Consider the following 23233-nt stretch of genomic DNA (forward strand, 5'->3'; position numbering starts at 1 on the left):
ATTTCCTTCATCAGGGTGTACAGGCTGCAAAAACCTTTCTCATTCGCCATTGCCAGACCTGTACACTCGTCCTCGTCATGCAAAGGTCTTTTCACTTTTGTGCGGGCGCTGTTAATCATGTAATTCAGCCTTGTTTTCCATCATTCTTGCTGCCAGGACAAAGCAAGGAATTGCCAGTAGCCAGGGCGTCATCCCCACCATGACGGCTTTTGTGATGGGTGCGCTGTCACTCGCGGCCCTGAATACGTCAGCCAATCCACCCACCGTCAAATTGCCAAGTGAAGTGCCAAACAAAGTCATGCACAAGATCATGAATGCAGTCATGGTAGAGCGTAGTTGTGCTGGTACCAGATCTTGCAAGCAGGCGAATATGGGACCATAGCCTATGGTGATCATCATGCTGCCGATGAACATGCAGATATAGAATGCCATGCCTGTTGTATCAAGCAAGCGATAAATATAGCCCACGGGAACTCCAAGCAGATAAATCAGCGCCAGAAACCAAAGGCGTCCACCAATGCGACGGGCCTGCAGCAGATCAGCGAGATAACCACCCAGCAACGAGCCCAGCACACCACCTGAGATAAACATGATTCCTGCCAGTTGCTGGGCAGATTTTTGACTCATGTGCCGTTCTTGCACCAGCCATAATTGGTCAAGCACGAACGTACCCTGAGCAAAGATGACCAGTACGCCACCAAGTATGAGCAGGCACAATGCGCGCGAGGCACGCAAGGTCTGCAGGATTTCTTTGTAAATAGCAGTGATAGGGCGCTTGCTGGCGGCCTGCTTTGCTTGCTGTTCTTCACGCGGCTCACGCAAGAAAAGCAGAAAGCCAGTCAATACCACGCCGATTGCCCCTAGAGTGAAAAAGCAATTACGCCAGCCTATTGCTGCCCCAAGCGTGCCAGCAATAATGAAAGCCATGCCTATGCCTATTGGCGCACCCAGATAGTAAAAGCCTGCGGCAAAAGCGCGGTGGTGCGGCTTGAATCTATCCCCTAACAAGCCCAATGCCGCAGGCGTCAAGGTTGCTTCACCCACGCCCGTAAACATGCGTAGCAAGCTCAGTTGCATGAAATTATTGGCAAAGCCGGTGGCTGCAGTCAGCGCGCTCCAGCTAAAGATGCCGATGGCAATCAGGCGTGGTCGGTGGATACGGTCTGCCAGTGCGCCCATGAACAAACCCATCACCGTATAAAACGTAGTGAAGACAAAACCAGTCAATAGGGTAAATTCAAGGTTGCTCAACTGCAGGTCATGGATCATGTCGACGGCGAAGCCCTGCATGAGAAAACGGTCTGCAAAGTTCAGAATATTGAGCAAAGTCAGAAATACCAGCAGCATAATCGTCCGGCCACGATTTCCATAGACGCTGCTAATGGACGATGTACCGGGAGTGTCGTCCTTTTCAAGTGCAATTTGAGAATTCATGATGGCTGTGGCTTGCTTCTATGAAATTGATTCGATAATTTATTGGTTGTTTAACCAATAATTGGAATATAGATGACGTCACACTGAAGTGCAAGAGATATTTGGTTGAATAACCAAAATAAAATGCGAGCACAACAAATGAATGGAATGCAAGAGACATATGACGGAGTGGTGCGGGCGACCAGGTCGCATCTGATCACCATCAGCAGGTTCGTCAGATAGGAGCAGTTTGCTTACTGGGGGAGTGAGAAGGCAGCTTCACACCAGTGCTTGCTTACCCTGACATTTTCAATGCTTGCAAGACCTGCGCCTAAGCCTGCAATTCCTCAATTAATTCAATGATCTCTTTGCCATAACTTTCCAGCTTTTTGTCACCAACACCCGATATGGCGCGCAAAGCGGGTAGGCTGGCGGGTTGCTGGCGGGCGATTTCGCGCAGGGTGGCGTCAGGGAAGATGACGTAGGCTGGTACATTGTGGGTGCGCGCCGTTTCCACGCGCCACCAGCGCAGCTTGTCGAATACGGTTTGTGCCTTGCTGTCGAGATCGGACTCGGCAAAGTCCTTGGCGGACTGGCGTTTGTGCTTGACGGCTTTTTCGGCTTTCTTGTACTGGCGCAGCTGTACCTTGATTTCACCGCGCAGTACGGCACGCGATGCTTCTGTCAGTTTTAGTGAGCTATAGTTTTCATAATCAACTGCGACCAGGCCAAGGGCAATCAACTGGCGCAACAGGGCGCGCCATTCGGCTTCGCTTTTGTCTGAACCTATGCCGTAAGTCGAGAGTTTTTCATGCCGCCATTGCTGTACACGTTCAGTATCAATGCCGCGCAAGATGTCGATGACATGGCCAGCCGCAAAGCGCTGGTCCACCCGATAGACAGTAGACAGGATTTTTTGCGCAGCCACACTGCCGTCAAAAGAAACCGGCGGGCTGATGCAGGTATCGCAATTGCCGCAGGGTTCAGCCTGTTGGCCAAAATAATCAAGGATGTGGACGCGGCGGCAATTCAGGGTTTCGCACAGCGTGAGCATGGCGTCGAGTTTGACGCTTTGCACCCGCTTGTAAGTCTCATTGGCTTCTGACTCATCGATCATGCGGCGCTGTTGTACCACATCTTGCAAGCCATAAGCCATCCAGGCATTGGCGCTGGCACCATCGCGGCCAGCACGGCCAGTTTCCTGGTAATAGCCTTCTATGCTTTTTGGCAAATCCAGATGGGCGACAAAGCGTACATCGGGTTTGTCTATACCCATGCCAAAGGCAATGGTGGCGCACATGACGATGCCATCTTCACGCAGGAAGCGCGCCTGATTGCGGCTGCGGTCTTGCAAGTCCATGCCCGCATGATAGGGCAGGGAAGAGATACCGTTTTCATTTAAAAATTCAGCCGTTTCTTCGACTTTTTTGCGTGACAGGCAATATACGATGCCCGCATCGCCGCTATGCTGAGCCGTGATGAAGTCCAGCAATTGTTTGCGGCCATTGCCTTTTTCGACGATTTGGTAACGGATGTTGGGACGGTCGAAAGACGACACGAATTGCATCGCGTTTTCCAGCTGCAACCTGTGTATGATCTCATCGCGGGTTTGCTGATCAGCCGTGGCTGTCAGGGCAATCCGCGGCACGTTCGGGAAACGTTCATGCAGGGCCGACAGCTTGATGTATTCAGGCCGGAAATCATGACCCCATTGCGATACGCAGTGCGCCTCATCAATGGCGAACAGAGCGATGTTGACGACTTGCAGCAGTTCCAGGCAGCGCTGGGTCAGCAGGCGTTCAGGGGCGATATACACAAGGTCTATATCGCCTTCGCGCATTTTCTTTTCTACCGCCAGGATCTCATCAAAGCTCTGGGTGGAATTCAAAAAGGCTGCACGTACACCAACTTCGGCCAGTGCATCAACCTGGTCTTGCATGAGGGCAATCAGCGGCGATACGACAATGCCTACGCCATTGCGCAAGAGGGCAGGTATCTGGTAACACAATGACTTACCACCACCAGTCGGCATCAGCACCAGTGCATCGCCACCATTGACCACATGCTCGACAATTTGCCCCTGCTGGGAACGGAAAGCCGGATAGCCGAAGATGGTCTGCAATAAATGCAGGGCCTGATCCACGGTGTTGCCGCTGGCATTGCTGTGGGTGCTTGCTGTCACTGCTGTTATCACCCTTATTCTGCCCAGGTAATCGCGCCAGTGTAGGCGGTAATCAGGATCATGATGCCAAAGGCAATACGGTACCAGGCAAACACATTGAAATTATGCGAGCTGATATAACGCAATAACCAGCGCACGCAAAAGAAGGCGGAGATAAAGGCAGCAACTGTACCCAGGCTGAACATGGGCAAATCAGCCATCGACAATTCATCGCGCGCCTTGTACAGCGAATACACGGTGGCACCCAGCAGGGTCGGTATCGCCAGAAAGAACGAGAATTCAGTGGCAGCCTTGCGTGACAGGCCAAACAGCATGCCGCCTATGATCGTGGCACCAGAACGGCTGGTGCCGGGGATCAGGGCGAAAGATTGGGCCAGACCTATCTTCAAGGCATCCATCAGGTTCATGTCATCGACTGACTGTATGCGTGCGTGGCTGCCGTCATGGGTATCTGTGCCAGCGTGCTTGCGCTCAACAAACAGGATGATGATGCCGCCTATGATAAAGGCCAGGGCCACAGGTACCGGGGCGAACAATACTGCCTTGATGCTTTTGGAAAACACCAGACCCAAAGCGGCAGCGGGTAAAAAGGCGACGATGAGATTCAGGGCAAACTTGCGCGCCTTGGGGTCATTGGTAAGGCCAGCCAGCACGCTGGCAATCTTGGCGCGGTATTCCCAGCACACTGCAAAAATTGCACCCGCCTGTATGACGATCTCAAAGGCTTTCATTTTCTCGCCAGTGAAATTCAGCAAACTGCCTGTCAGTATCAGGTGGCCGGTAGAGGAAATTGGCAGGAACTCCGTCAAACCTTCGACGATACCCATGATGATGATTTTGACAGCCAGTAGTAAATCCATAAAACGCAAGAATAATGAAGTTTTAGTCGGGACGAAGCTTAGCATGTCGCCTGCCAGGCCTGCTCAGAAATTTGCTGCAACGGGCTTAGGGACACGACTTGCCAGATGGCAGTTATCTGCACTTAAGGTGCTGTATTTTAATACTTTTAAGAATTTCATTGTCGGAGAACTCGTCGATCGCGATACTTCAGGCTCTTAATACATCGTGCAACTGAACCATCCATGCCCAAACTGCCCAAACGATATAGCATGTATTGCAAGCATGGCCTGGTCCTTGGTCTGGTTGTTAGTTTGTCCATGAACCTGGTCGCCTGCAGTGGCACCATGCCGGTGCAGCCATCGCAGGCTAAGCTGGCTGAGAGCGAAGTGGCTTTGACTGAGTACCGCAGCAATCAGGTTGAAGTCACGGTGGTGCGGCAGCAATATGTCTGGCGCTTGCCGGACGCGAACCAGCATCTCGCGCAGTTTACACATCACATACAGGTCGATGGCAGTGTCCCCGCGCGTTTGCAAGACTTTGTCATCAGCTATCGCAAGCCGCAACATTTGTCGCGCAGTGCCTCGGCAGACAATGCCCTGATGACAGCCAGCATGGTGGATGAAGTCCAGATCAGCAGGAATGGGCAGTTTCTGGTCCGTGAATCCATCGCGCCAGCCTTTACCGGCCAGCAAAGCTATCGTCGCCTGGAAGCTGCCAGACTCAAGGTCGGTGATGACAGCTATGTGCTGACAGTGGCGAATGGATTTCTGCATCGTCCCATGTGGCTGGCCATATTTGCGGCTGATGGCAGCCCGGTTTATCGCATCGGATTGCCGCATGGCCACTGGCAGTTTACTGAGCATGCCGACGGTATCTCCATGGTGGATACCTCGGGATCAGGCAGGCGCTTGTTGATCAGGCCAGCGCTGCAATGAAAGGCAGGCTGCGGCATTGTGCAGTGCTTGCCTGTCTGAGTATGAATTTGAGTGGCTGCCTGGCACCTTTACCCATAGTCGGTGGTGGCATTGCAGGCGCAGGGCGGGACAGCGACGCAGTCAGAGAAGAAGCCTGGAATTACCCTGAATTTAAGGAGAAACATGTGCAAACAGAAATCACCCAAGTAGCATTAACGAAGGCTCGCACCGACCGCAATAATTATTTTGCCGACTTTGCCGACCATGTCCACGTGCGCCGCAATACCCCCACCAGAATGGGTTCTTTCGAGTTCAATTTCGTGCGCTCAGGCATCGACAATGGCGTGCTGATCCAGGTCTATCATGATGGCCTGCGCATTATGCTGGAACGCATACCTTCAGCCTTTTACATGGGCGAGCTGCAAGCCAGCGAAGTGCAGATAGGTGGGCGCGACTACCTCTTGCTGGCTGCCAATTCCCGCACCAGCACCCAGCGCATGTGGTTTGGCATCTTCCGCCCTGATGGCAGCAAGCTGTATGCTGCCAGCCTGGAGCAATCGGTGGTGCGCGTCAATCAGAATGAGGATGGCATCTCGCTGTTCTTTTTGAGTGGCGATTCCATGCGCATCAAGATTTAGAGCGCATTTCTTGCATGCGCGAGAGCATGTAAGTTCATCGTAACATTTGTAAAAAAGCCAGTCACATGCTTTGGTATGGGCTGGTTTTTAGTTGAATTAAGTTTATGCTGCGGGTGTTAATGAAATGGAATGACCGACACCTATGCAAACTACTTCTCCTCTGCTGTTTTCCATCCCGCTGGATGTATCCAGATCAAACACTGCCTTGATCGTGCTTCATCAGGGCCGGGCTGTGTCTGCCTACCCCGATATCGTCAATATTACCGGCTTTCTCCCTGATGGACAGGGCGGTTGGATCAGTGTAGCGCGCCATCAAAATGGCAAGTGGGGGTATATCAATGCGCTTTGCCATTGGGTAGTTGCAGCAGAACTGGACGAGGCCAGGGCTTTTTCCGAGGATGGCCTGGCCAGGTTTTGCCAGCATGGGCAATGGGGTTATCTGAATTTGCGTGGCGACGTTGTCATCGCGCCGCAATATGAGGATATTTCTGCATTTAGTCATGGTTTGGCTGCCGTCAAATTGGGCAAGCATCGCTGGGCAGTGATTAATGCCAGCGGCGAACTGGTTTCGGATAAGACTTTCTTCCATGTCTCGAATTTCAGTGCCTGTGGTCTGGCAGCCGCCATCGATATCAAAGACAGGAAGTTGATAGGCTATATCCGACGCGATACTTCATGGGCCATTGAACCGCGTTTTCGCGTAAACCTGGACTTTAGCGATACTGGCGTGGCCCCTGCCACCGAAGACGACCGTCTGTATGGTTTGATTAATACGCAAGGTGAATGGATATTGAAACCTGTCTATTCACGCATCAATGAATTTAATGCAGACGGTCTGGCCTACTTTTCCCGCAAAGATTCATGGGATGACGGCAACGGCTACCTGAATGACAAAGGTGAAGTCGTTGTAGATGGTGGGCGTCATCTGGCCAAGTACATGGCAAGCGGTGTCGTTGCCAATGATTATGACGGCAGCACTTACTTGCGCAAGAATGGTCAAGCCCTGGAAACGCCACCGCTGAGATGGGGCGATCACTTTAACCAGTTTGGCTATGCGGTAGTAAGGGCAAGAGCGGGCTGGGGCATCTTGTCTGCAGACGGCAGTTTTGCCAGCGTGCCAGCGCACATACTGGAACCCCTGACGAATAGTAATGGCTGGGTGCTTGGTCCCTTGGTCGATACCCCATTTTCACCCTTCCTCACTGACGATGGAGAGATTGCTTACATCGCTAAAGATGGCAAGATCGCTTACCGTATCAGCTATGGAAAACCAGGGCAGGCAGGTGTGAGCCTGCTGAATGCAGATGGAGAAATCTTATGGGGCTTGCATGCAGATGAGCTGCAAGGTCCGGTTTATCCACCAGGATTGTTTTTTACCCAAACGATAGAAGGTACGCTCGATGCGTTGAACTCGCTGGATTCTATTATCCCCTTTGCAGAAGAGATGCTGGCAGAAACCGAAGAGTTGCTGCAAGAATATATCAACATCTCAGTTGTCGAAGATGAAGACAATGAAGAGGACGGGGATGAAGATGAAGATGAAGATGAAGATGAGGACGATGATGAATATGACGACGATGAAGATGATGGTGAGCAGAGGCAAGAAGAACGCCGGCTCACCACACGCCATCGTTTGTTACGTGTGTACATAAATGAGCACCACAATGGTGTCTATGATTTTATGTGGGAAGACCAGCTCGCCAGGATCGCGGAGGCAGAGCTGCAAATAGAAAAAGCATTGATAGAAAAATTTGGCCCTGTCGATTGCGATCCTGAATTTGCCAATCGCGATTACCGCAATAGCAGTATCACGCGCGCCTGGGCAGTGCCGCTCAAAAAATCTTTCGATGAGCAAGTGTCAGGTAATATTTTGTTGCCAGAGGCCCGCCAACTCTGGCTGGGCATGTATGCAGATTCAGACTCTGGTGATGGTGATGCCTGGAGTAACGTCTATCTGGTTTGCGCTCCCAGTATGGATGCACTGGAAGCAGCCAGGAGCATACGCGCTGCATCATATCAAGAGCCCGATGTGGATGGGGTGACATCTGAAGACGGCGATCAGGCGGAAGCACACAATGAAGACGATGATCAGGATGAAGTTGATGATGAAGATAATCAGCTAGCAGAGCCGCGCACTTATCAGCAATGGCTGGATGCGGTGCTGGAAAGCAAGTATGAGCTGGAGGCTGTGCCCCCAGAGATACTCGACGATGCCATGGTCGATGCCGCCATCGATGCCGATGTAGAGGCGCTGGATTATCTGCCGGCACAATGGCGTTCGCCAGAAAGAATGGCAGCTATCGTGCGCAAGAGCGCCAGCGATGCCGCCAGTATCCCGGTGCGCTGCATGACGACAGAGGCGCTGGCGCTGGCCCGCTCCCTGTATGCAGATGACGCTGACTGGCATTGGCGTGATGACAGGAATTCCAGCAAGCCCAGCGAATGGGACAAGAATAGTTTGTATGATGTCTGGGGTTGTTTGTTGGATGAAGAAGATTGCCTGAAGGCGGTGAAAGCTGGCGTGGCCCTGAACAATGTGCCAGATGCCCTGTGGACAGAGCGGGTAGAACGGGCCGCGCTGGAGGCAGATATCTACAATATCAGCTATATCGCCAAACACAAGATCACGCCTGAACTGGCCAGACGTGCTGTCCATCATTCTTATGGCAAGCTGATAGAGTCAATCCCGCGAGAGTTGCTGACGCCTGCTCTGTGCATGGCTTCGGTCAAATGCAATGGCATGTCTCTGGAATTTGTGCCAGAAGAGATGCGCACAGTTGAAGTCTGCATTGCAGCCTTGCAGGAAGACCGTAGAGTGTTTTTTGCCGTACCAACGGCACTTGAGCTGGAAGTTCTCAGCAAACTGATAGAAATAAAGACGGCAGAGCTGCAAAAAAAGAATGAAGATGAGCTTGCGGGCGAAGCTGTAGATGCTGTGCCTGCCACAGAATGGCATGCCTACCGGGCATGGGCCAAATTGTGGGCGAAAGACTATCAGGGAGCAATCGAAGATGCCAGACTTGCACTGCAAGTTGCCCCTTATCCACAGCATGCCCACTATGTCATGGCCGACGCCTTGCGCGCCCAGGGGCGTATGGAAGAAGCTGCGCTGGAAGCTGCCACAGTATTGTCATTGCAAGATCCCTATGAAGCCGAATTCAACGAAAACACGGACACATCCTGGTTACAGGACATCAGCAAAACACAGTTCGATCAAATGGATGCTGCTGCTCTGCTGCAAGCTATCGGGTCACATCCGCTGACCTTGGCAGATGTGCCAAGGGCACGCATCGACGAGACGCTGGTTGCCACAGCACTGGCAGCAGACCCTGATGCGATTGCCTTTGTACCAAAGCGCTTAATGAATCCCGCACGTTATGCCATGGCACTGGAACGCAGGACCAAGCAATTGCAGCATGTGCCAGCACCCATGTTAAGTGAGGCCGCCTGCATTACGCATGTCAGCACGTATGGACGGCTGGCTGAAGTCCCACTGCCATGGCGCACTGCCACCGTCTGCGCAAATGCATTGTTGCGTGCCAGTTATGTGACCGACCATGTGCCTGATGCCGTGAAAGACGAGACAAAGCAGCTACTTGCGAAATTAAAGCTGGAGGCAGGAGTTGATGAAGAGCAGGAGGCCAATGAAGTGAGTGAGCCCAGCAAAACTTCAGAGCTGATGACCAACGCACTTTTGCAAACCCTGGCAGGTCCGCCTGAAGATGAAACACGCTTGCAGCGCATCAAACGCAAGGGCTTGTTCTTCACCTGGTTCGCTGGTGTCGCCCTCGGTGCCAAAACGGATGAGGCACCAACTCAGCGGGGCTTGGCCGGCTGGCTGGAGCAACGCGCTTTTCTGGCGATGATGTTAAATGGTATCTTCGGCTTGATCGCCCTCATTTGCCACGGCTTTGTCAGTTATGCCGCCTGGCAGGCGAATGGTATCTGGTATGGAATACCGACCATCGTCCTGTTGGGCTATGCCGAAGTGTATTGGCTGTGGCGCTTTTTGTTCGATACACCAGCCAGCTTCGCGCTGGCGGCGACTGCCACACTGGTGCTGGTTCATTATTTTGGCTTTCGCCTGATTTATCTCAAGGCTGCCAAAGCAATCGCTGCAAAACATAAGGACGAGGAGGAAGGTAATTGAAGTCTGATCGCCAACTCTGCTAATGATCAAGGACAGGAAAATTACCAGTGGGATCGAAGCCGGAAATCCAGAATTTATACAAATTCAGGATTTCCGGCCTGGGATTAAAACTCTTCCCAATCCTGTTCAGCTGCAATGGTTTTTCTCTGCGGAATCTGACGTGGCTGCACCCTGGCTGGTTTGCTGGTCGTCCTGTTAAGTACCGGCGGGCGTCGATTGCTGACTGGGCGAGTCGCCGACACTACCGGCTTCTGAGCCTGCTCCATGATATTGAATTGCGCAACCAGTTCAGACAACTTACCAGATTGCTCGCGCATGCTTTCTGCTGCCGCTGCAGCTTGTTCCACCAGCGCGGCATTTTGTTGTGTCATCTCATCCATCTGCGTGACAGCCAGATTGACTTGTTCGATACCGGCGCTTTGTTCCTGGCTGGCAGCAGTAATTTCACTCATGATGTCAGCCACATGCTGGACGCTGGAGACAATATCCGTCATGGTCTGGCCAGCAGTATCGACCAGTTTGCTACCATGGTCTACCTTGCCTACCGAGTCATCGATGAGGTGTTTGATTTCCTTGGCAGCAGAGGCACTGCGTTGCGCCAGGTTGCGCACTTCGGTGGCTACTACCGCAAAGCCCCGGCCCTGTTCCCCTGCACGGGCAGCTTCAACAGCGGCATTCAAGGCCAGGATATTGGTCTGAAATGCGATGCCATCAATGACCGAGATAATATCAACAATCTTGCGTGAGCTTTCCTTGATCGAACCCATGGTTTCTACCACTTGTCCAACCACTTCACCACCCTTGACCGCAACGCCGGATGCAGAAATCACCAGTTGATTCGCATGGCGCGCATTGTCGGCATTCTGTTTAACCGTGGATGTCAGCTCTTCCATTGACGATGCGGTTTCCTGCAAAGAGCTGGCTTGTGATTCTGTGCGTGATGACAGGTCCGCATTGCCAGAGGCAATTTCAGCTGCTGCTACATTGATGGTTTCAGTGCCATGACGCACATCACCAATGACGCTGCTCAGCCCAGTGTTGATGCCATTGATGGCATGCATCATCTTGCCGATTTCATCATTGCGCAAGACATCAATAGTCTCACTCAAGTCACCCTGCGCCATTTTTTCGGCAACAGCAGTCGCCCTGGAGAGTGGCCGGGTAATCGATATGGTCATCAACCAGGCGCAAATTGCTGAAAGCAGGGCAGCAAGCAAGGACAGGGTGATCAACAACAGGCGGCTGGAATGATAGGTTTGCTGGATTCCGGCAGAAGTGTCGTCAATTTGCTTGCGCTGCAAGCGCAGCATTTCTTCTATCTTTTTGACATACAGCACTGATGCGGGAATGAACTCCTTATCCAGTGCGGTGTTGGCTTCATCTACCTGGCCGTTCTTTTTAAGATCAACGACTTTATTGCGGGCGCTGATATAAACCTGGCGCTGTTCGCCAATTTCCTTGAAAAGAGCGACTTCTTCCGGACTCTTCATATGCTCCGCAATCTCTTTTTGCAAAATGCCGGAGGTTCTGGTTGACTCTTCCTGGTCTGCTGCAAAAAAACTGGCGAGTGAAGGATCGGTGCTTTTGGCAATGGCAGTCGTGCGGCGCACGCCGGTATGGATATTGCGATACCAGTCGCTGACCATACGTTCAGTGGCGAGCGGGTCTTTCAATAAATCGTCAGCGGCAGCGGCGACAGTATTGAGTTTAAAAATAGCAATGAGGGTGGTAATAAAAAATAACGCAAGTATGAGTGCAAAGCCCAAGCCTAAGCGTTTACCCACCGAAAGGTGTTTAAGTAGAGAGAACATAGATTTTCTTTTTGTTGTCGTAAGACAAATTGAAAATGCAGGCCCGGAGCTTTTTGGAGAACCTGCATGGTGAAGAATGGAAATGAAATTCCCGTGCGGCAATTATACTTGGAAGTCATTACCTGATTGTATGAAGTTTGTATGAATATTATTCATGATTGGTTATGTCAGGCCCGCTTATATTGTTGACAAGTAAGACATGAAATTGTGAATTTGCTCATGAACTGCTGAGGCAAGTCGGCGCGGTCGCTACTTCAAGCTGTGTCAAATAAAACATGGCCTTCTCCTTACTCTCCCCGCACATGTCAAACGATGCCTGCAAGCCAGCGCAAACTGCGGGTCGTTCAGGGTGATTGAAAATTTTACAAGCTAAATTCTCATCAAGCTGTATGCAGGGTACACCTGCGGGTTTGCCATTCGGCATGCCCGGAATGGGGCTGCTGATGGACGGCGCGATGCAGCAGGCGGCGCAGTGGGGGCGGCAGGAAAAATAGGTACTCATGTGCGCATTTTAATGGATGTAGGCAGTTTTCTGTCAGCAGAAAGCTACTCCATGAAATTTGCCGACAGGTTGCAGTAAAATGTGATTACCTGCAACCTGTTTGCTATTCAACTATGTCAAATCTCACCCACTGACATTCATACGCTGCGTATGTGTCCACTGATGATCATAGTCAGACACGGCAGAGCCGTAGGTCCTGTAGGTTTTTCCTTCGCCTGGCCATGGGTTCATGATGTAGACGTAGTTGGTGCCGTTATACACTTCATAACCAGTGCCCACCATGATATGCCCGCCGCCATTGCTCCAGCCATAGCGAATCACAAATGGGCGGTTGGCATTGATGTCGCTGACCACGGTGTTCCATGAAGAAGCATAACTATAGGCCGTGTTTGGCACGCCCCAATTTGCCAGGATTTTTTGTACACTGCCGTTGCTGCCATACATGGCATTGGGCTGGTTGGCATTGCTGTTCCAGTTAAAGTTGGTATTGCCGCAAGCGTAGTTCAGACCGTACGCCCAATTCACGATCTGGCACTGGCTGGGTGTCTTGTTATAAAAATTCAGCACGGCCTTCGCGCTGCCGGCCCAGCACCACTGGCTGTGTTCTTGCGTTACCAGCGGCACATTCAAAGCGCGCCATTGGGCAAAGGCACTTGGGAAGCTCAGCATGATGCCTAGAGCAAGGATCAGTTTTAACAGATTTTTTTGCATGATATCTCCGTAACTATTGGTGGTATGCGATGTTGGCTTTAGGTTCAGCGGAAGTTCTCGATATTGCGTTTGACACTGACGCGCAATGGGTCAAGGATGTCGCTTTGCTCCAGTAAACCAGTGTTGGTAGACGATGTCCCGGTTTTTTCGCTACGCTGTTGCAACAGCAGGCTTTGACGTGCTGCATGCAAGGGGGCAAAGCGGGCGCGGGCGTCGATGGGCGAAACTACCTCCAGAAAATCCGACATGGCCTGATAGACGCGAATGAAGCGCAGATTGGAACGGGTGCTATTGCCATGCATGGCGATCGCTGCATCCACATCCTTCGCCAGCACGGCACCGCCATAAGAAGTGATACCCCAGCGGCCATTGTTTTGCCTCAGTGTAGCCAGGCCTATCGGGTTATTGTTCAAGCTGATAACAAAGCGCCATTCGCCAGTGGCCCTGGCCATGCTGCGTAAATCACCGCGACCATTCATGACATCTTGCGGCGGCACGCTATAGACCTGAAAGCCATAGTCTATCCTGGCATCCTTGAGGTCATGCACATCATTCACATCCAGCGGGAATTCTGAGGGCAAAGTACCGCCACGTCGCTGTATATTGAATTGTACAAACTCAGCAAAATCGCGTTGCGCAGCGGCGTTGACCAGGCGTGCCTGATCGGTCGTGCCTGCCATGTCGCTGGCCTGGTTTTGTGCCATTAGTGCCGGACTGGCCAATGCGCAACTGATGCTGAATATCAAAGCGGCCAGAGTGGATTTTTTGAATCTGGAAACAGAGTGCAAATGCATGATGGTTTGCTCCTGGTTTGGATTGAGACAATAGCCCACCTGTCCAAGCGGGCTGGGCGGCTTGAAACATGGCATGGTTCACATGCCGGACATCATTACCCGCACACGCGGGAATAAGGAATCAGCTTGAAGCGCTGTACAAATGAGCTATAGGCGCTGGGCTGTATGACGCAATAGCGTCAATGAAGGAAGTGTAGGCGTGGCTGTCGTACGCCTTCATCTTTCAAATGATGGGGATGAATTGCGCAGTTGTTTTTGTCGCCAAGGTTTGGAGATTTTTGCCGCGCGCATGCGCCAGCCGTCGCGGTGGCAATGTCACCGTTAACTATCTTGGATTTCATGGTAGATGGACTCCAGACGTCAAAGGGATATCTGCGCGCAAAATACGCAACGGATACCCCCTCTGTCCTGGACCTGAGAGATTTCGCCTGCAACCACGGGTAGCGGTGCAATGCTTGCTCCTTCGGTGTGCCGGGCGACGTAGTCCGGCAGCTCTTCAGAGTTTGAAAGTAATAACGGTCCGTTTGCCTGAGAGTTTCCGGGGTGGTTGCTCCTTCGGCGCTGCCCTTGCTTTAATGGACAGTCTCTCCCGATATCACCTGGCTTGCGCCATTGTGCTCAACCACTTGTGCAGGTTGTAGAAATGAGCATAGTGCAAAGATTAATTATTTGCAAATTATTTTTGAAGAGAAATGACTATTTTATTTCCGTAAATGCATAGGGTGTCCACATGCTTTTGTATGCTTGGACTTTGCCAGAATCACAGTTATGATGCTGCACGCTATGGAAAATTTACTCCCCATGTCCTCACACACTTTGCAATCTTCCTCTGGAGCCCTGATGTCAATGTCCAGAAAATTCAGCCTTGCCCTGGTATTGGCATCCACCTTCATCGCTGTTGAGGTATATGCGCAAACGCAGCCTGTACAGCAAGTGGCTGCCAAAGAAAAAGTAAAGGAAAGCGCCTGGTTATCCGATCCCGAGCTGACCAGGTTTGTGCAAAAGATGGTGGAGAGCCGCTACATGCCTTACAAGGTATTGGGGCAAAAAAATAGCAAGGACATGCTGACTTACAAGGCGTATTTCCGCCCATTCCCGGCAGACATGGAGCGGTTTTATTCCTACTGGGGCATGACGGCAGTCTGGTATAACGCCCGCAAAACCAGCATGGCGCAAGAAGGCTATGAAGAGATCTGGCATCAGTCTTATCGCGATGCTGGCAATACTGAATTGCATCAGGCCGTGTGGCAAAAAACATCGACAGAAAATCCTGAGATGCCCAAGTTGGGGAGCAATTATGCCGATGAAGAGCATGAGCAAAACATTCTGGTGGCCATGTTGTGGCGCGGTGAATTCAAGAAACTGGATGTGGCGCTGGAGAGTGGCTTTGCACAAAACCAAGCAGGCAGGTTGAAATCCAACACCCTGCACACACGCTTTGCTACCTTGTCGCGTCTCGACAAAGATTTCAAGAAGCAGTTTGATAGCTGGGTGAAATCCAGCCAGCTTGGCTATGCCCATCTGGCGCGCGGCATGTTTTTGCAAGAGCAGGCTTGGGAAGCCCGTGGTGGCAAACTGGCGGCAGAAACCAGCAAGGCACAATTTGCCGAGTTCCATAAATTGTCTGCCCAGGCCAGAGTGGACTTGAACAAGGCAAATGAAAAAATCAGGGCTTGTGCCATGTGTGCAGGTGAACTGATCGGCAATAACAAGGCACTCAGCATCCGAGGCGATGATGTCAGTTTGCTCAAAACCGCATTACGACTAGACCCCAGCCTGTACACACCAGCCTATGCCTACCTGAGCAAACTGCTGCCGCAATGGGGCGGTTCATTCGCCGATATGGAGTCCTTCATTGAAAATATGAACAAAGTCACTGGTGACCAGGTGCTGGTTGAACAGTTGAAATCACGTTTATGCTATTACCGTGGTAGTGCTATCTTCAAGGAAGACCCGGAAGGCGCACGTGTCTGGTTTGAAAAAGGCTTGAACAGTCAGCCCTATCAATTGCTCGTCAATGAACTGGCCCTGATGTACGCTAAAAAGAATAGCCACAAACAAGCCATCGCCTTGCTGGAAAAAAGCATGGCCAACGGCAATGAGTGGGATCTTTATACCCTGGAAGCCCTGGCCCAGTCATACTTTGCCCTGGGCATGCAAGCCAAGGGTGACAAACTGATCGCCAAGCGGGATGAGGCTGTCAGGCGATTCAAAAATGGTGAATAGGGGAGCTTGCGCTTCTGATATCTGCTCAGCGCCAGTGATCAGTTAGAATCTGTGTGCCTCCTAAAAGAATATTTTTTCTCGTGCAATTACAACAGCGTTTCCTGCGTCTCACTATTTTTTCCTTGGCCTTGCTTTGCCTGCTGGCTGCATGCACCCGTAATGAATCGGTGCAAACGCTGGAGCAGCGTGACCTCATGCGTCTGGTGTTCAAGGGCTGGGACGTAAGCGCAGACAAGGCCATCGTCAAAACACCGCAGCTAAAAGCGGAATTACCAGTTTCTGCCAAATCGGTAGCCGCACTGGCGCTACGCATGCATGCCCTGCATGTGCAAAAAATCGATGCAGATACAGCGGTCTTGTTGGTCAAGGGCGAGCCGCAGGAATCTGGTTTGCCCAATCTGATCGCCGCTTACTGGTTCAAGCGCCGTGGCGAAGCCTGGTCGCTGGTCAAGCGTCAGGACGTCGTTGAATGGCTGGCAGCCAATGGTCGTATCAGCAAGGCCAGCATGGTGGAACTATTCCCCGGTGATTTTGCCCTTGCCCTGGAGCACAGTCATGTAGAAAAAAATGAAGTCAATGTCTGGCTGCGCCTGTTGCGTGTTCAGGCGGATAGTATCCATCCCCTGTTTGACAAAGATCTGGAACTGGTCAGGCACTATGAAAGTGGGCCGGAATGTGAAAGCATGATGCATCCAGGTAAAGGCAAACATCCACGTTTGCGCGTGCACGAAAACGAACAGGAGCCACCAAACTGCTATGATTACCTGGCCAGTTGGGAGTTGGCTCCCGGCACCACGGCACCGGGGCAATTACTGGTCGAATTTGCTGGTAAAACCTACGGCTACCGTGTCGTCAGCCACATGACGGATGGCAATGGTGAACGTACGACCAGTTACGAGTTTGTCGTGACTGCCCAAAAAGGTAAAAAGAAACTGCTCTTTGATGCCGATAAGCAAAAATATGTGCTCGTCAATGACAAGCCAGCAAAAGCCAAGTAAGCAGACCCAGTTCAAGGTTTGCCAGCGGCCACCCAGTTGATCAACTCATCCAGCGCTGCCTTGGCCTTGACAGCCTCTTCATGATTGATCATGGCCACCACCACCCATTGCTGCTCATTGATATCTCTGACATAACCGGCAATGGCCACCGCATCTTTCAGCGTGCCGGTCTTGATGCGCGCCCGCAGTTCTGCCGGCCCTCCCTTCAGACGGCGTCGCATGGTGCCATCCATGGCGGCAACCGGCAGGCTGCTGGCAAATTCTGCATACCAGTTACTGCGCGCACCTGCTTGTAATAAACCGGCCATTTGCAGCGGGCTGATGCGCTCCATGCGCGACAGGCCAGAACCGTTTTCCAGCACCAGCCCGGCATCGTTGATGCCCTGCCTGAACATCCATTGCCGGATGCGCGCCTCTGCTACCTGCAAGTTGCTCATGCCTTGCTTGTTGGTTGACTCCGTACCCAGGGTCAGGTAGAGCATGCGTGCCATGACATTGTCAGATTGCTTGTTGATGGGGCGCAGGATGTCGGCCAAGGGTTCGGACACCCGCTCAGTCAATACCGTGGCTGACGCCGGTGTCTTGCCATCACGTACCTCACCCTGCCAGGTGCCACCCATCTCTTGCCACAGGGCGCGTATCAAATGCGCCAGGTACTGGTTGCGGTCCAGGATATTGATGTTATTGGTGATTTTACAGCGCTTGGGGAAACCGCCATTCAGAGTGATTTCCAGCCCGCCGCGGGTGGTCTGGCGTTCCGATCTTTTACTGGATGGTGTATTCGGATTACTTATCTCAGGATCATCGGCCACATTGCGCGTGTTTTCAATCACAGGCGGCAGCCATTCCGTTTCCCAGGCTGAGCAGGGCAGTTCATTGAAATGCAGGTGATTGGTGATTTTGACTTTATCCAGAGGCGTGTTCAGGCGCGCCTCGATTTTATCTCCTGTCGATTCCAGGGAAATGCTGCTCAGGTTGCTGTTCACCAGTAGCGCATCCGGTATCACATTGTAATAAGCATCCGGATATTCATCGAATTGCGGCGCGCCTATGTCAGGCCGCTCAGGCTGGAAATAACTGCGATCAAGGATGATATCTCCACGCAGGCGACGCAAACCCTGGTTACGCAAATTGCGCAACATGCTGCCCAGTTTTTCTATCGTTAGATTTGGCTCTCCACCACCGCGCAAGTACAGGGTGCCAGTCAGGCTGTCATTGATTTTCTTCGCTGCCTTATCAGCCAGTATCTGCGTCTTCCAGCGAAAGTTGGGCCCCAACTCTTCCAGTCCAATCAGGGTCGTCACCAGCTTCATGGCAGAGGCCGGGTTCATGGGTCTGTCAGCAGCTTGCGTCAGGATTGCCGCGCCACCAGTGGCGGGTATGACGATGGCGCTCAGCGCCTGGACCGGTACATTGGCCTTGTTGAACGCGGCCTCGACTGCTGGTGGCAGGCTGGTTTGGGCGAAAACAAATGCAGGGAGCAGGGGTATAACAAAAAACAGGCTGGCAGGAGTGAGGCGCATAGGTTGGGGCAACGATATGAAGCTGTAATGGCAGACGGGAAAATAATAATCTGCATTGTAGAGCAGGCAAGTAGTGGAAACAGGAAAGCGTTCTTTTTACGCAATGAAAATTTGTTTGTACTGTATATCTTCTGCTTATTTCCTTTTTATCTTCAGGCTTTGACCTACACTGCAAATGGCAAAAACTGCATGCTAAAGTTAATTGAAACCCAAGAAAGCGGGTTTGCGGCCTTAAATATTGTTCGATTAGTATCGGATTAATGCTCTTCCGTAGCAGCAAACACGACATAAGCCCTTGATTTCCTTTATAATTTCGCCCTTTCCCTGTCACCGGCCATCATCATGAGCTTGCTTGCCAACCAGACCGAACTTTTATCACCTGCCAAAACTGTAGAGATAGGCCGCGAAGCGATCTTGCATGGTGCTGATGCAGTCTATATCGGTGGTCCTTCATTTGGTGCGCGTCACAATGCAAGTAATGAAATCAGCGAGATCGCTGGTCTGGTGGAATTTGCCCACCGCTATCATGCGCGCATCTTCGTGACCATGAATACCATCCTGCATGATTCAGAACTGGAACCGGCGCGCAAGCAGATTCGTCAGTTGTACGACGCAGGTGTCGATGCCCTGATCGTGCAAGACATGGGTATTTTGGAACTGGATATCCCGCCTATCCAACTGCATGCCAGCACACAGTGCGATATCCGTGGTGTGGAAAAAGCCAAGTTCCTTGGCGACGTCGGCTTCTCGCAATTGGTGCTGGCGCGTGAACTGACCATCAAACAGATACAGGCCATCAAGGCACAAGTGGCCACACCACTCGAATATTTCGTTCACGGCGCATTATGCGTGGCTTTTTCTGGCCAATGCTATATCTCGCATGCCGACAATGGCCGCAGCGCCAACCGTGGCGATTGCTCGCAAGCCTGCCGCCTGCCTTATACGCTGAGCGATGGCGAGGGCAGGGTAGTCGCTTATGAAAAGCATCTGCTGTCGATGAAAGACAATGACCAGAGCCGCAATCTTGAAGCCCTGCTCGATGCAGGCGTACAGTCATTGAAGATAGAAGGCCGCTACAAGGACATGGGCTATGTCAAAAATATCACCGCCCATTACCGCTTGCTGTTGGATGAGATTTTAGAGCGCAGGCCAGAATTCACGCGTGCGTCCAGCGGCCATAGCCAGGTGTCATTCAGCCCCAATGTAGACAAGAACTTCCACCGTGGCCACACCGATTATTTCGCCAATGGTCGCCTCGACGACATAGGCGCATTCGACTCGCCAAAATATGTAGGCCTGCACCTTGGTTATGTCACTCGTCTGGCAGCCAACTTCTTTGAGATTGAAGCCAATGAACCCATGTCCAACGGCGACGGCCTCAACTACATGGTCAAGCGTGAAGTCGCAGGCATACAGGCCAACACGGTAGAACGCGTAGGCACATCAGAAAACGGTGAAATCTGGCGTGTCTTCCCCAATGAAAAAATGGCCGAGCTGGTCAGTCTCAAAGTCGGCACCCTCATCAACCGCAACCGCGACCATCGCTGGGAACATGCGCTGACCAAAAAATCCGCCGAGCGCCGCATTCCTGTCTACATGACTCTGACAGAGCAGGCCGGTGGCTTGAGTCTGAAAATCACCGATGAAGATGGCGTGACTTCTGAAGTCAGCACACAGTTGGCACTGGAACCCGCGCAAAACCGCGACAAGGCAGAAGCAGGCCTGCGCGATAATCTCGCCAAGCTCGGCAACACCATGTTTGAAGCTGCCCAGGTCAACCTCGATCTGCAGCAGCCATGGTTCGTGCCATCTTCTGTCATCAATGCCCTGCGCCGTGATGCGGTCACTGCACACGAGGCAGCCCGTCTGTCAGCATGGCAGCGCCCTGAGCGCACGCCTGCAGTTGAGCCGCCAGTCGCTTATCCAGAAACAACCCTGAGCTATCTCGCCAACGTGTACAACCACAAGGCCCGCAGCTTCTATGAAAAACACGCCGTACAACTGATCGCCGCCGCCTACGAGTCGCATGAAGAGCCAGGCGAAGTTTCGCTGATGATCACCAAACACTGTCTGCGCTTCTCTTTCAACCTCTGCCCCAAACAGGCCAAGGGTGTACAGGGCGTACAAGGTCAGGTGAAAGCCGAACCCATGACCCTGGTCACAGGCGAAGAAAAATACACGCTCAAGTTTGACTGCAAACCATGTGAAATGCACATCATAGGCGCGATGAAAAAACACATCCTGCAGGCACCACCACCATCATCGGTGCAATACAGTACCGTGACCTTTCATAAGAACAGGCCGCAGACGGTTTGATGATGTAGTGGATGGAAATTGAAGGCCCAAAAGTGAAAATGCTTTTGGGCTTTTTTGTCGAACTGAATAAAATATTCTTTATTTGCAAAAGATGCATACCTATCCAATGATGAAAAAGATATTCAACAAATGCTGCGCCTTGTTAATTCCACTTTACCTTGTAAGCACGCCAGGTTACGCCGACCTTGACAAAGGCGTTAGTGCTTACGCTCGCGGGAATTATGCCGGGGCATATACCGAATGGCTTAGTTCGGCAAATAAAGGTGAAGTGATTGCTCAATATAACCTTGGGACTCTCTATTTGAGTGGGAAAGGGGTTTCAAAAGATATGAGCAAAGCGCGTGAATGGTTCGCTAAGGCTGCAAAGCAAGGTCACGCAAGAGCGCAATATAATCTTGCAGAGGCATTAAGAGTCGGAGTAGGTGGTCCTGCTCTTCCAGATGAAGCTTTCCCATGGTATCTGAAAGCTGCACAGCAGGGACTGGGTATCGCGCAATGTTATGTCGGTACTGGTTATGAATCTGGTGAGTTAGTAAAAGCCGATATGACTGAGGCAGTTTCGTGGTACCAAAAATCAGTAGCGCAAAATGATGCTTGTGGTGAGTATCGCTTGGGCCGCTTATATTTTTCCGGCAACGGAGTAGAAAAATCAGAAGAAAAAGCCCTTGCACTATTATCGGCGGCTGCCAATAAAGGATGGCTTGAGGCCGAGTCTTACATGGGATACTTGTACATGACAGGGAAAAGAGTGAAACAGGATTTTCCCCAGGCTTTAAGCTTGCTTGAAAAAGCAGCCCTGCAAGGCGATGCTGGTGCTTTCGCCAATTTATCTGTCATGTACACAAATGGCACTGGGGTTGAGAAAAATATCGTCATCGCCTATGTCAATATTCTGATTGCTCACAAGCTGGCAGAGGACGATATCGACCGCAAAGGGTATGCTGCCGGACGCGACTATCTTGCTGGTGGTATGTCAGCAAAAATGATAGCGCAAGCTGACCGCCTGGCAAATGACTGGCATGCGGGAGACCAGTTACCAAAAGCTGCCTCCTTGACGACCTTGGGTAAGTAATCAACCCGTTCCCGTACGAAAAGAATTTTGAAACACAAAGCCTTGTCCGGTGAATATCAACAAAAAATGACGAATACTCAAGCAGGCATAGACCGTAACGGGCACATAGTCAAAGAAGATGACTATGTCTATTTATTTTCCATTAGACCGTCCATCATCAAAAGACTTGCTGGTTCTGAGTTGGCCGATGTGTCTTCGATGCTGGGGAAAACAGTGAAGGTGTTTGATATCTATGATAACGGACAGGTTTGGGTTAGCCTGGACTGGATCAGGCCAGATGGATTGAGCGAGATCCATGCCATTGCTGTTGACGCGGAGGCGATAGAACTTGTTAGCAATATCGTGACCCCCGTAGGAGCGGCTAAAGCCGCTTCTACAAAATTAAACGGTTCGAATTAATTCCCTTTAGATTTCTTCGGCGCAAATTTGTAACTATTATCAAACCCGTACAAATTATCCTTGTACATGCCTTCCATCTTTTTCACCAGATGCTTTTGCACAGATGCTGGCAGTGAGAAAAAATTCTCTGTTGCCGTCGTCGAGCGCTCACCATCCAGATCACCTGTAATCGCACGTATGACGACTTTCTCGCCCTTGTAAAACAGGATGATCTTGATGCGTCCTGAAAAAGCATCGCGATTGATCTTGCCAGCATCACTTGCGTTATAGAAGCGATAGACCAGGATGGGGTCGATGTTGCCATCCTTGTCTATGTCGGTAATCTCTGTGAGCTTGCTCCAGAATTCCAGGCCTGCTTCATTGTTCCCGGCCTTGTCACGTATGCTAAGCACTTTGGTAAGGGATTTATCATTCTGGACTTGGAAAAGATGGGCCTCTATTGCACTGGATAATTTATCCGCTGCAAACACCTTGTCCTGCTTTTCAGTCAGGTAAAGAACATAGTTGCCACCGTGATCGCTGTAGCAAAAATGCTTGGTCAGGGGCAATTGCATTCCCAAATTTTTCAAGTTGTCTGCGCTTGGCGGTAACGCGTCTGTACAGGTATTTTTTCCATCTTTGCCTTGGCCGAAAGCCAGCACAGACAAGAAGAGCAGGGTAGTGGGGATCAAGTATTTCATGTCAGGAAGTGGCTATTCATGCGGGCTTGCAGGATACCAAAGAAAGTAGTATTCAACCCAAGCT

17 protein-coding genes and 1 riboswitch are annotated in these 23233 nt (G+C 51.4%); of the genes, 8 read left to right on the plus strand and 9 right to left on the minus strand.

Translation table 11 applies throughout. The annotated features are described in order from the left end of the window. Nucleotides 1–111: 111 nt before the first annotated feature. The 3 genes from Q8K39_RS06490 to Q8K39_RS06500 all read right to left on the minus strand — a co-directional run bounded on the left by Q8K39_RS06490 (nt 112) and on the right by Q8K39_RS06500 (nt 4455). Complete coding sequence (locus tag Q8K39_RS06490) at nt 112–1434, minus strand: MFS transporter (RefSeq protein ID WP_305258816.1); 1323 nt, start codon at nt 1432–1434, stop codon at nt 112–114. Between the two features lie 310 nt (nt 1435–1744). Further along, nucleotides 1745–3595, minus strand: a complete 1851-nt coding sequence (gene recQ / locus Q8K39_RS06495; RefSeq protein WP_305258818.1) for a DNA helicase RecQ — start codon at nt 3593–3595, stop codon at nt 1745–1747. A gap of 14 nt (nt 3596–3609) precedes the next feature. After that, nucleotides 3610–4455, minus strand: a complete 846-nt coding sequence (locus Q8K39_RS06500; RefSeq protein ID WP_186954896.1) for an undecaprenyl-diphosphate phosphatase — start codon at nt 4453–4455, stop codon at nt 3610–3612. Nucleotides 4456–4677: 222 nt separating this feature from the next. Between Q8K39_RS06500 and Q8K39_RS06505 the strand changes: the two genes are divergently transcribed. From Q8K39_RS06505 to Q8K39_RS06515, 3 genes are all read left to right on the plus strand, one after another. Next, complete coding sequence (locus Q8K39_RS06505) at nt 4678–5370, plus strand: hypothetical protein (RefSeq protein WP_305258821.1); 693 nt, start codon at nt 4678–4680, stop codon at nt 5368–5370. Nucleotides 5371–5411: 41 nt separating this feature from the next. After that, the gene (locus Q8K39_RS06510) at nt 5412–5987 is read left to right on the plus strand and encodes a hypothetical protein (protein ID WP_305258823.1); all 576 of its coding nucleotides are present in this window, start codon (nt 5412–5414) and stop codon (nt 5985–5987) included. A gap of 142 nt (nt 5988–6129) precedes the next feature. Then, a complete protein-coding gene (locus Q8K39_RS06515) occupies nt 6130–10137 on the plus strand; it encodes a WG repeat-containing protein (RefSeq protein WP_305258824.1) in 4008 nt (1335 codons plus the stop codon). Between the two features lie 104 nt (nt 10138–10241). Here the strand turns inward: Q8K39_RS06515 and Q8K39_RS06520 are convergent, their stop codons facing one another. From Q8K39_RS06520 to Q8K39_RS06535, 4 genes are all read right to left on the minus strand, one after another. Continuing rightward, nucleotides 10242–11948 carry a methyl-accepting chemotaxis protein gene (locus Q8K39_RS06520; protein ID WP_305258826.1) on the minus strand — a complete coding sequence of 569 codons (1707 nt, stop codon included), beginning with the start codon at nt 11946–11948 and terminating at the stop codon, nt 10242–10244. Between the two features lie 217 nt (nt 11949–12165). Further along, nucleotides 12166–12450 carry a YkgJ family cysteine cluster protein gene (locus Q8K39_RS06525; protein WP_186954837.1) on the minus strand — a complete coding sequence of 95 codons (285 nt, stop codon included), beginning with the start codon at nt 12448–12450 and terminating at the stop codon, nt 12166–12168. Nucleotides 12451–12573: 123 nt separating this feature from the next. Continuing rightward, nucleotides 12574–13161, minus strand: coding sequence for a C39 family peptidase (locus Q8K39_RS06530; RefSeq protein ID WP_186954836.1), 588 nt, complete (start codon nt 13159–13161; stop codon nt 12574–12576). Between the two features lie 44 nt (nt 13162–13205). Then, on the minus strand, nt 13206–13955 hold the full coding sequence (locus tag Q8K39_RS06535; RefSeq protein WP_305258830.1) for a hypothetical protein: 750 nt from the start codon (nt 13953–13955) through the stop codon (nt 13206–13208). Nucleotides 13956–14461: 506 nt separating this feature from the next. Then, a riboswitch (glycine riboswitch) is annotated at nt 14462–14557 on the minus strand. A gap of 238 nt (nt 14558–14795) precedes the next feature. On the opposite strand from Q8K39_RS06535, the gene Q8K39_RS06540 reads away from it, so the two are divergent. Both Q8K39_RS06540 and Q8K39_RS06545 read left to right on the plus strand, forming a co-directional pair. Further along, nucleotides 14796–16181, plus strand: coding sequence for a hypothetical protein (locus tag Q8K39_RS06540; protein ID WP_305258832.1), 1386 nt, complete (start codon nt 14796–14798; stop codon nt 16179–16181). 80 nt (nt 16182–16261) lie between these two features. After that, nucleotides 16262–17179 carry a hypothetical protein gene (locus Q8K39_RS06545; protein WP_305258834.1) on the plus strand — a complete coding sequence of 306 codons (918 nt, stop codon included), beginning with the start codon at nt 16262–16264 and terminating at the stop codon, nt 17177–17179. Nucleotides 17180–17190: 11 nt separating this feature from the next. On the opposite strand, the gene dacB is transcribed toward Q8K39_RS06545, so the two are convergent. Then, on the minus strand, nt 17191–18702 hold the full coding sequence (gene dacB, locus Q8K39_RS06550) for a D-alanyl-D-alanine carboxypeptidase/D-alanyl-D-alanine-endopeptidase (protein WP_305258835.1): 1512 nt from the start codon (nt 18700–18702) through the stop codon (nt 17191–17193). A 342-nt stretch (nt 18703–19044) separates the two neighbouring features. Between dacB and Q8K39_RS06555 the strand changes: the two genes are divergently transcribed. From Q8K39_RS06555 to Q8K39_RS06565, 3 genes are all read left to right on the plus strand, one after another. Continuing rightward, the gene (locus tag Q8K39_RS06555) at nt 19045–21018 is read left to right on the plus strand and encodes a U32 family peptidase (protein WP_305258836.1); all 1974 of its coding nucleotides are present in this window, start codon (nt 19045–19047) and stop codon (nt 21016–21018) included. Between the two features lie 91 nt (nt 21019–21109). After that, nucleotides 21110–22090, plus strand: a complete 981-nt coding sequence (locus Q8K39_RS06560; protein ID WP_305258838.1) for a tetratricopeptide repeat protein — start codon at nt 21110–21112, stop codon at nt 22088–22090. Between the two features lie 27 nt (nt 22091–22117). Continuing rightward, a complete protein-coding gene (locus Q8K39_RS06565) occupies nt 22118–22489 on the plus strand; it encodes a hypothetical protein (protein ID WP_305258840.1) in 372 nt (123 codons plus the stop codon). Here the strand turns inward: Q8K39_RS06565 and Q8K39_RS06570 are convergent. After that, entirely contained in the window at nt 22486–23169 is a 684-nt protein-coding gene (locus tag Q8K39_RS06570; RefSeq protein ID WP_305258842.1) for a M949_RS01915 family surface polysaccharide biosynthesis protein, read from the minus strand. The genes Q8K39_RS06565 and Q8K39_RS06570 overlap by 4 nt on opposite strands. Between the last annotated feature and the right edge of the window lie 64 nt (nt 23170–23233).

The sequence above is a fragment of the Undibacterium sp. genome (assembly GCF_030683615.1).
Classification (GTDB): Bacteria; Pseudomonadota; Gammaproteobacteria; order Burkholderiales; family Burkholderiaceae_D; genus Undibacterium; species Undibacterium umbellatum.

Coding starts and splice junctions, on each gene's coding strand:
- Q8K39_RS06490 (WP_305258816.1), bottom strand. CDS start 1,434: ATGAATTCTCAAATTGCACTTGAAAAGGACGACACTCCCGGTACATCG.
- Q8K39_RS06500 (WP_186954896.1), bottom strand. CDS start 4,455: ATGGATTTACTACTGGCTGTCAAAATCATCATCATGGGTATCGTCGAA.
- Q8K39_RS06505 (WP_305258821.1), top strand. CDS start 4,678: ATGCCCAAACTGCCCAAACGATATAGCATGTATTGCAAGCATGGCCTG.
- Q8K39_RS06510 (WP_305258823.1), top strand. CDS start 5,412: ATGAATTTGAGTGGCTGCCTGGCACCTTTACCCATAGTCGGTGGTGGC.
- Q8K39_RS06515 (WP_305258824.1), top strand. CDS start 6,130: ATGCAAACTACTTCTCCTCTGCTGTTTTCCATCCCGCTGGATGTATCC.
- Q8K39_RS06520 (WP_305258826.1), bottom strand. CDS start 11,948: ATGTTCTCTCTACTTAAACACCTTTCGGTGGGTAAACGCTTAGGCTTG.
- Q8K39_RS06525 (WP_186954837.1), bottom strand. CDS start 12,450: ATGAGTACCTATTTTTCCTGCCGCCCCCACTGCGCCGCCTGCTGCATC.
- Q8K39_RS06530 (WP_186954836.1), bottom strand. CDS start 13,161: ATGCAAAAAAATCTGTTAAAACTGATCCTTGCTCTAGGCATCATGCTG.
- Q8K39_RS06535 (WP_305258830.1), bottom strand. CDS start 13,955: ATGCATTTGCACTCTGTTTCCAGATTCAAAAAATCCACTCTGGCCGCT.
- Q8K39_RS06540 (WP_305258832.1), top strand. CDS start 14,796: ATGTCAATGTCCAGAAAATTCAGCCTTGCCCTGGTATTGGCATCCACC.
- dacB (WP_305258835.1), bottom strand. CDS start 18,702: ATGCGCCTCACTCCTGCCAGCCTGTTTTTTGTTATACCCCTGCTCCCT.
- Q8K39_RS06555 (WP_305258836.1), top strand. CDS start 19,045: ATGAGCTTGCTTGCCAACCAGACCGAACTTTTATCACCTGCCAAAACT.
- Q8K39_RS06560 (WP_305258838.1), top strand. CDS start 21,110: ATGCATACCTATCCAATGATGAAAAAGATATTCAACAAATGCTGCGCC.
- Q8K39_RS06570 (WP_305258842.1), bottom strand. CDS start 23,169: ATGAAATACTTGATCCCCACTACCCTGCTCTTCTTGTCTGTGCTGGCT.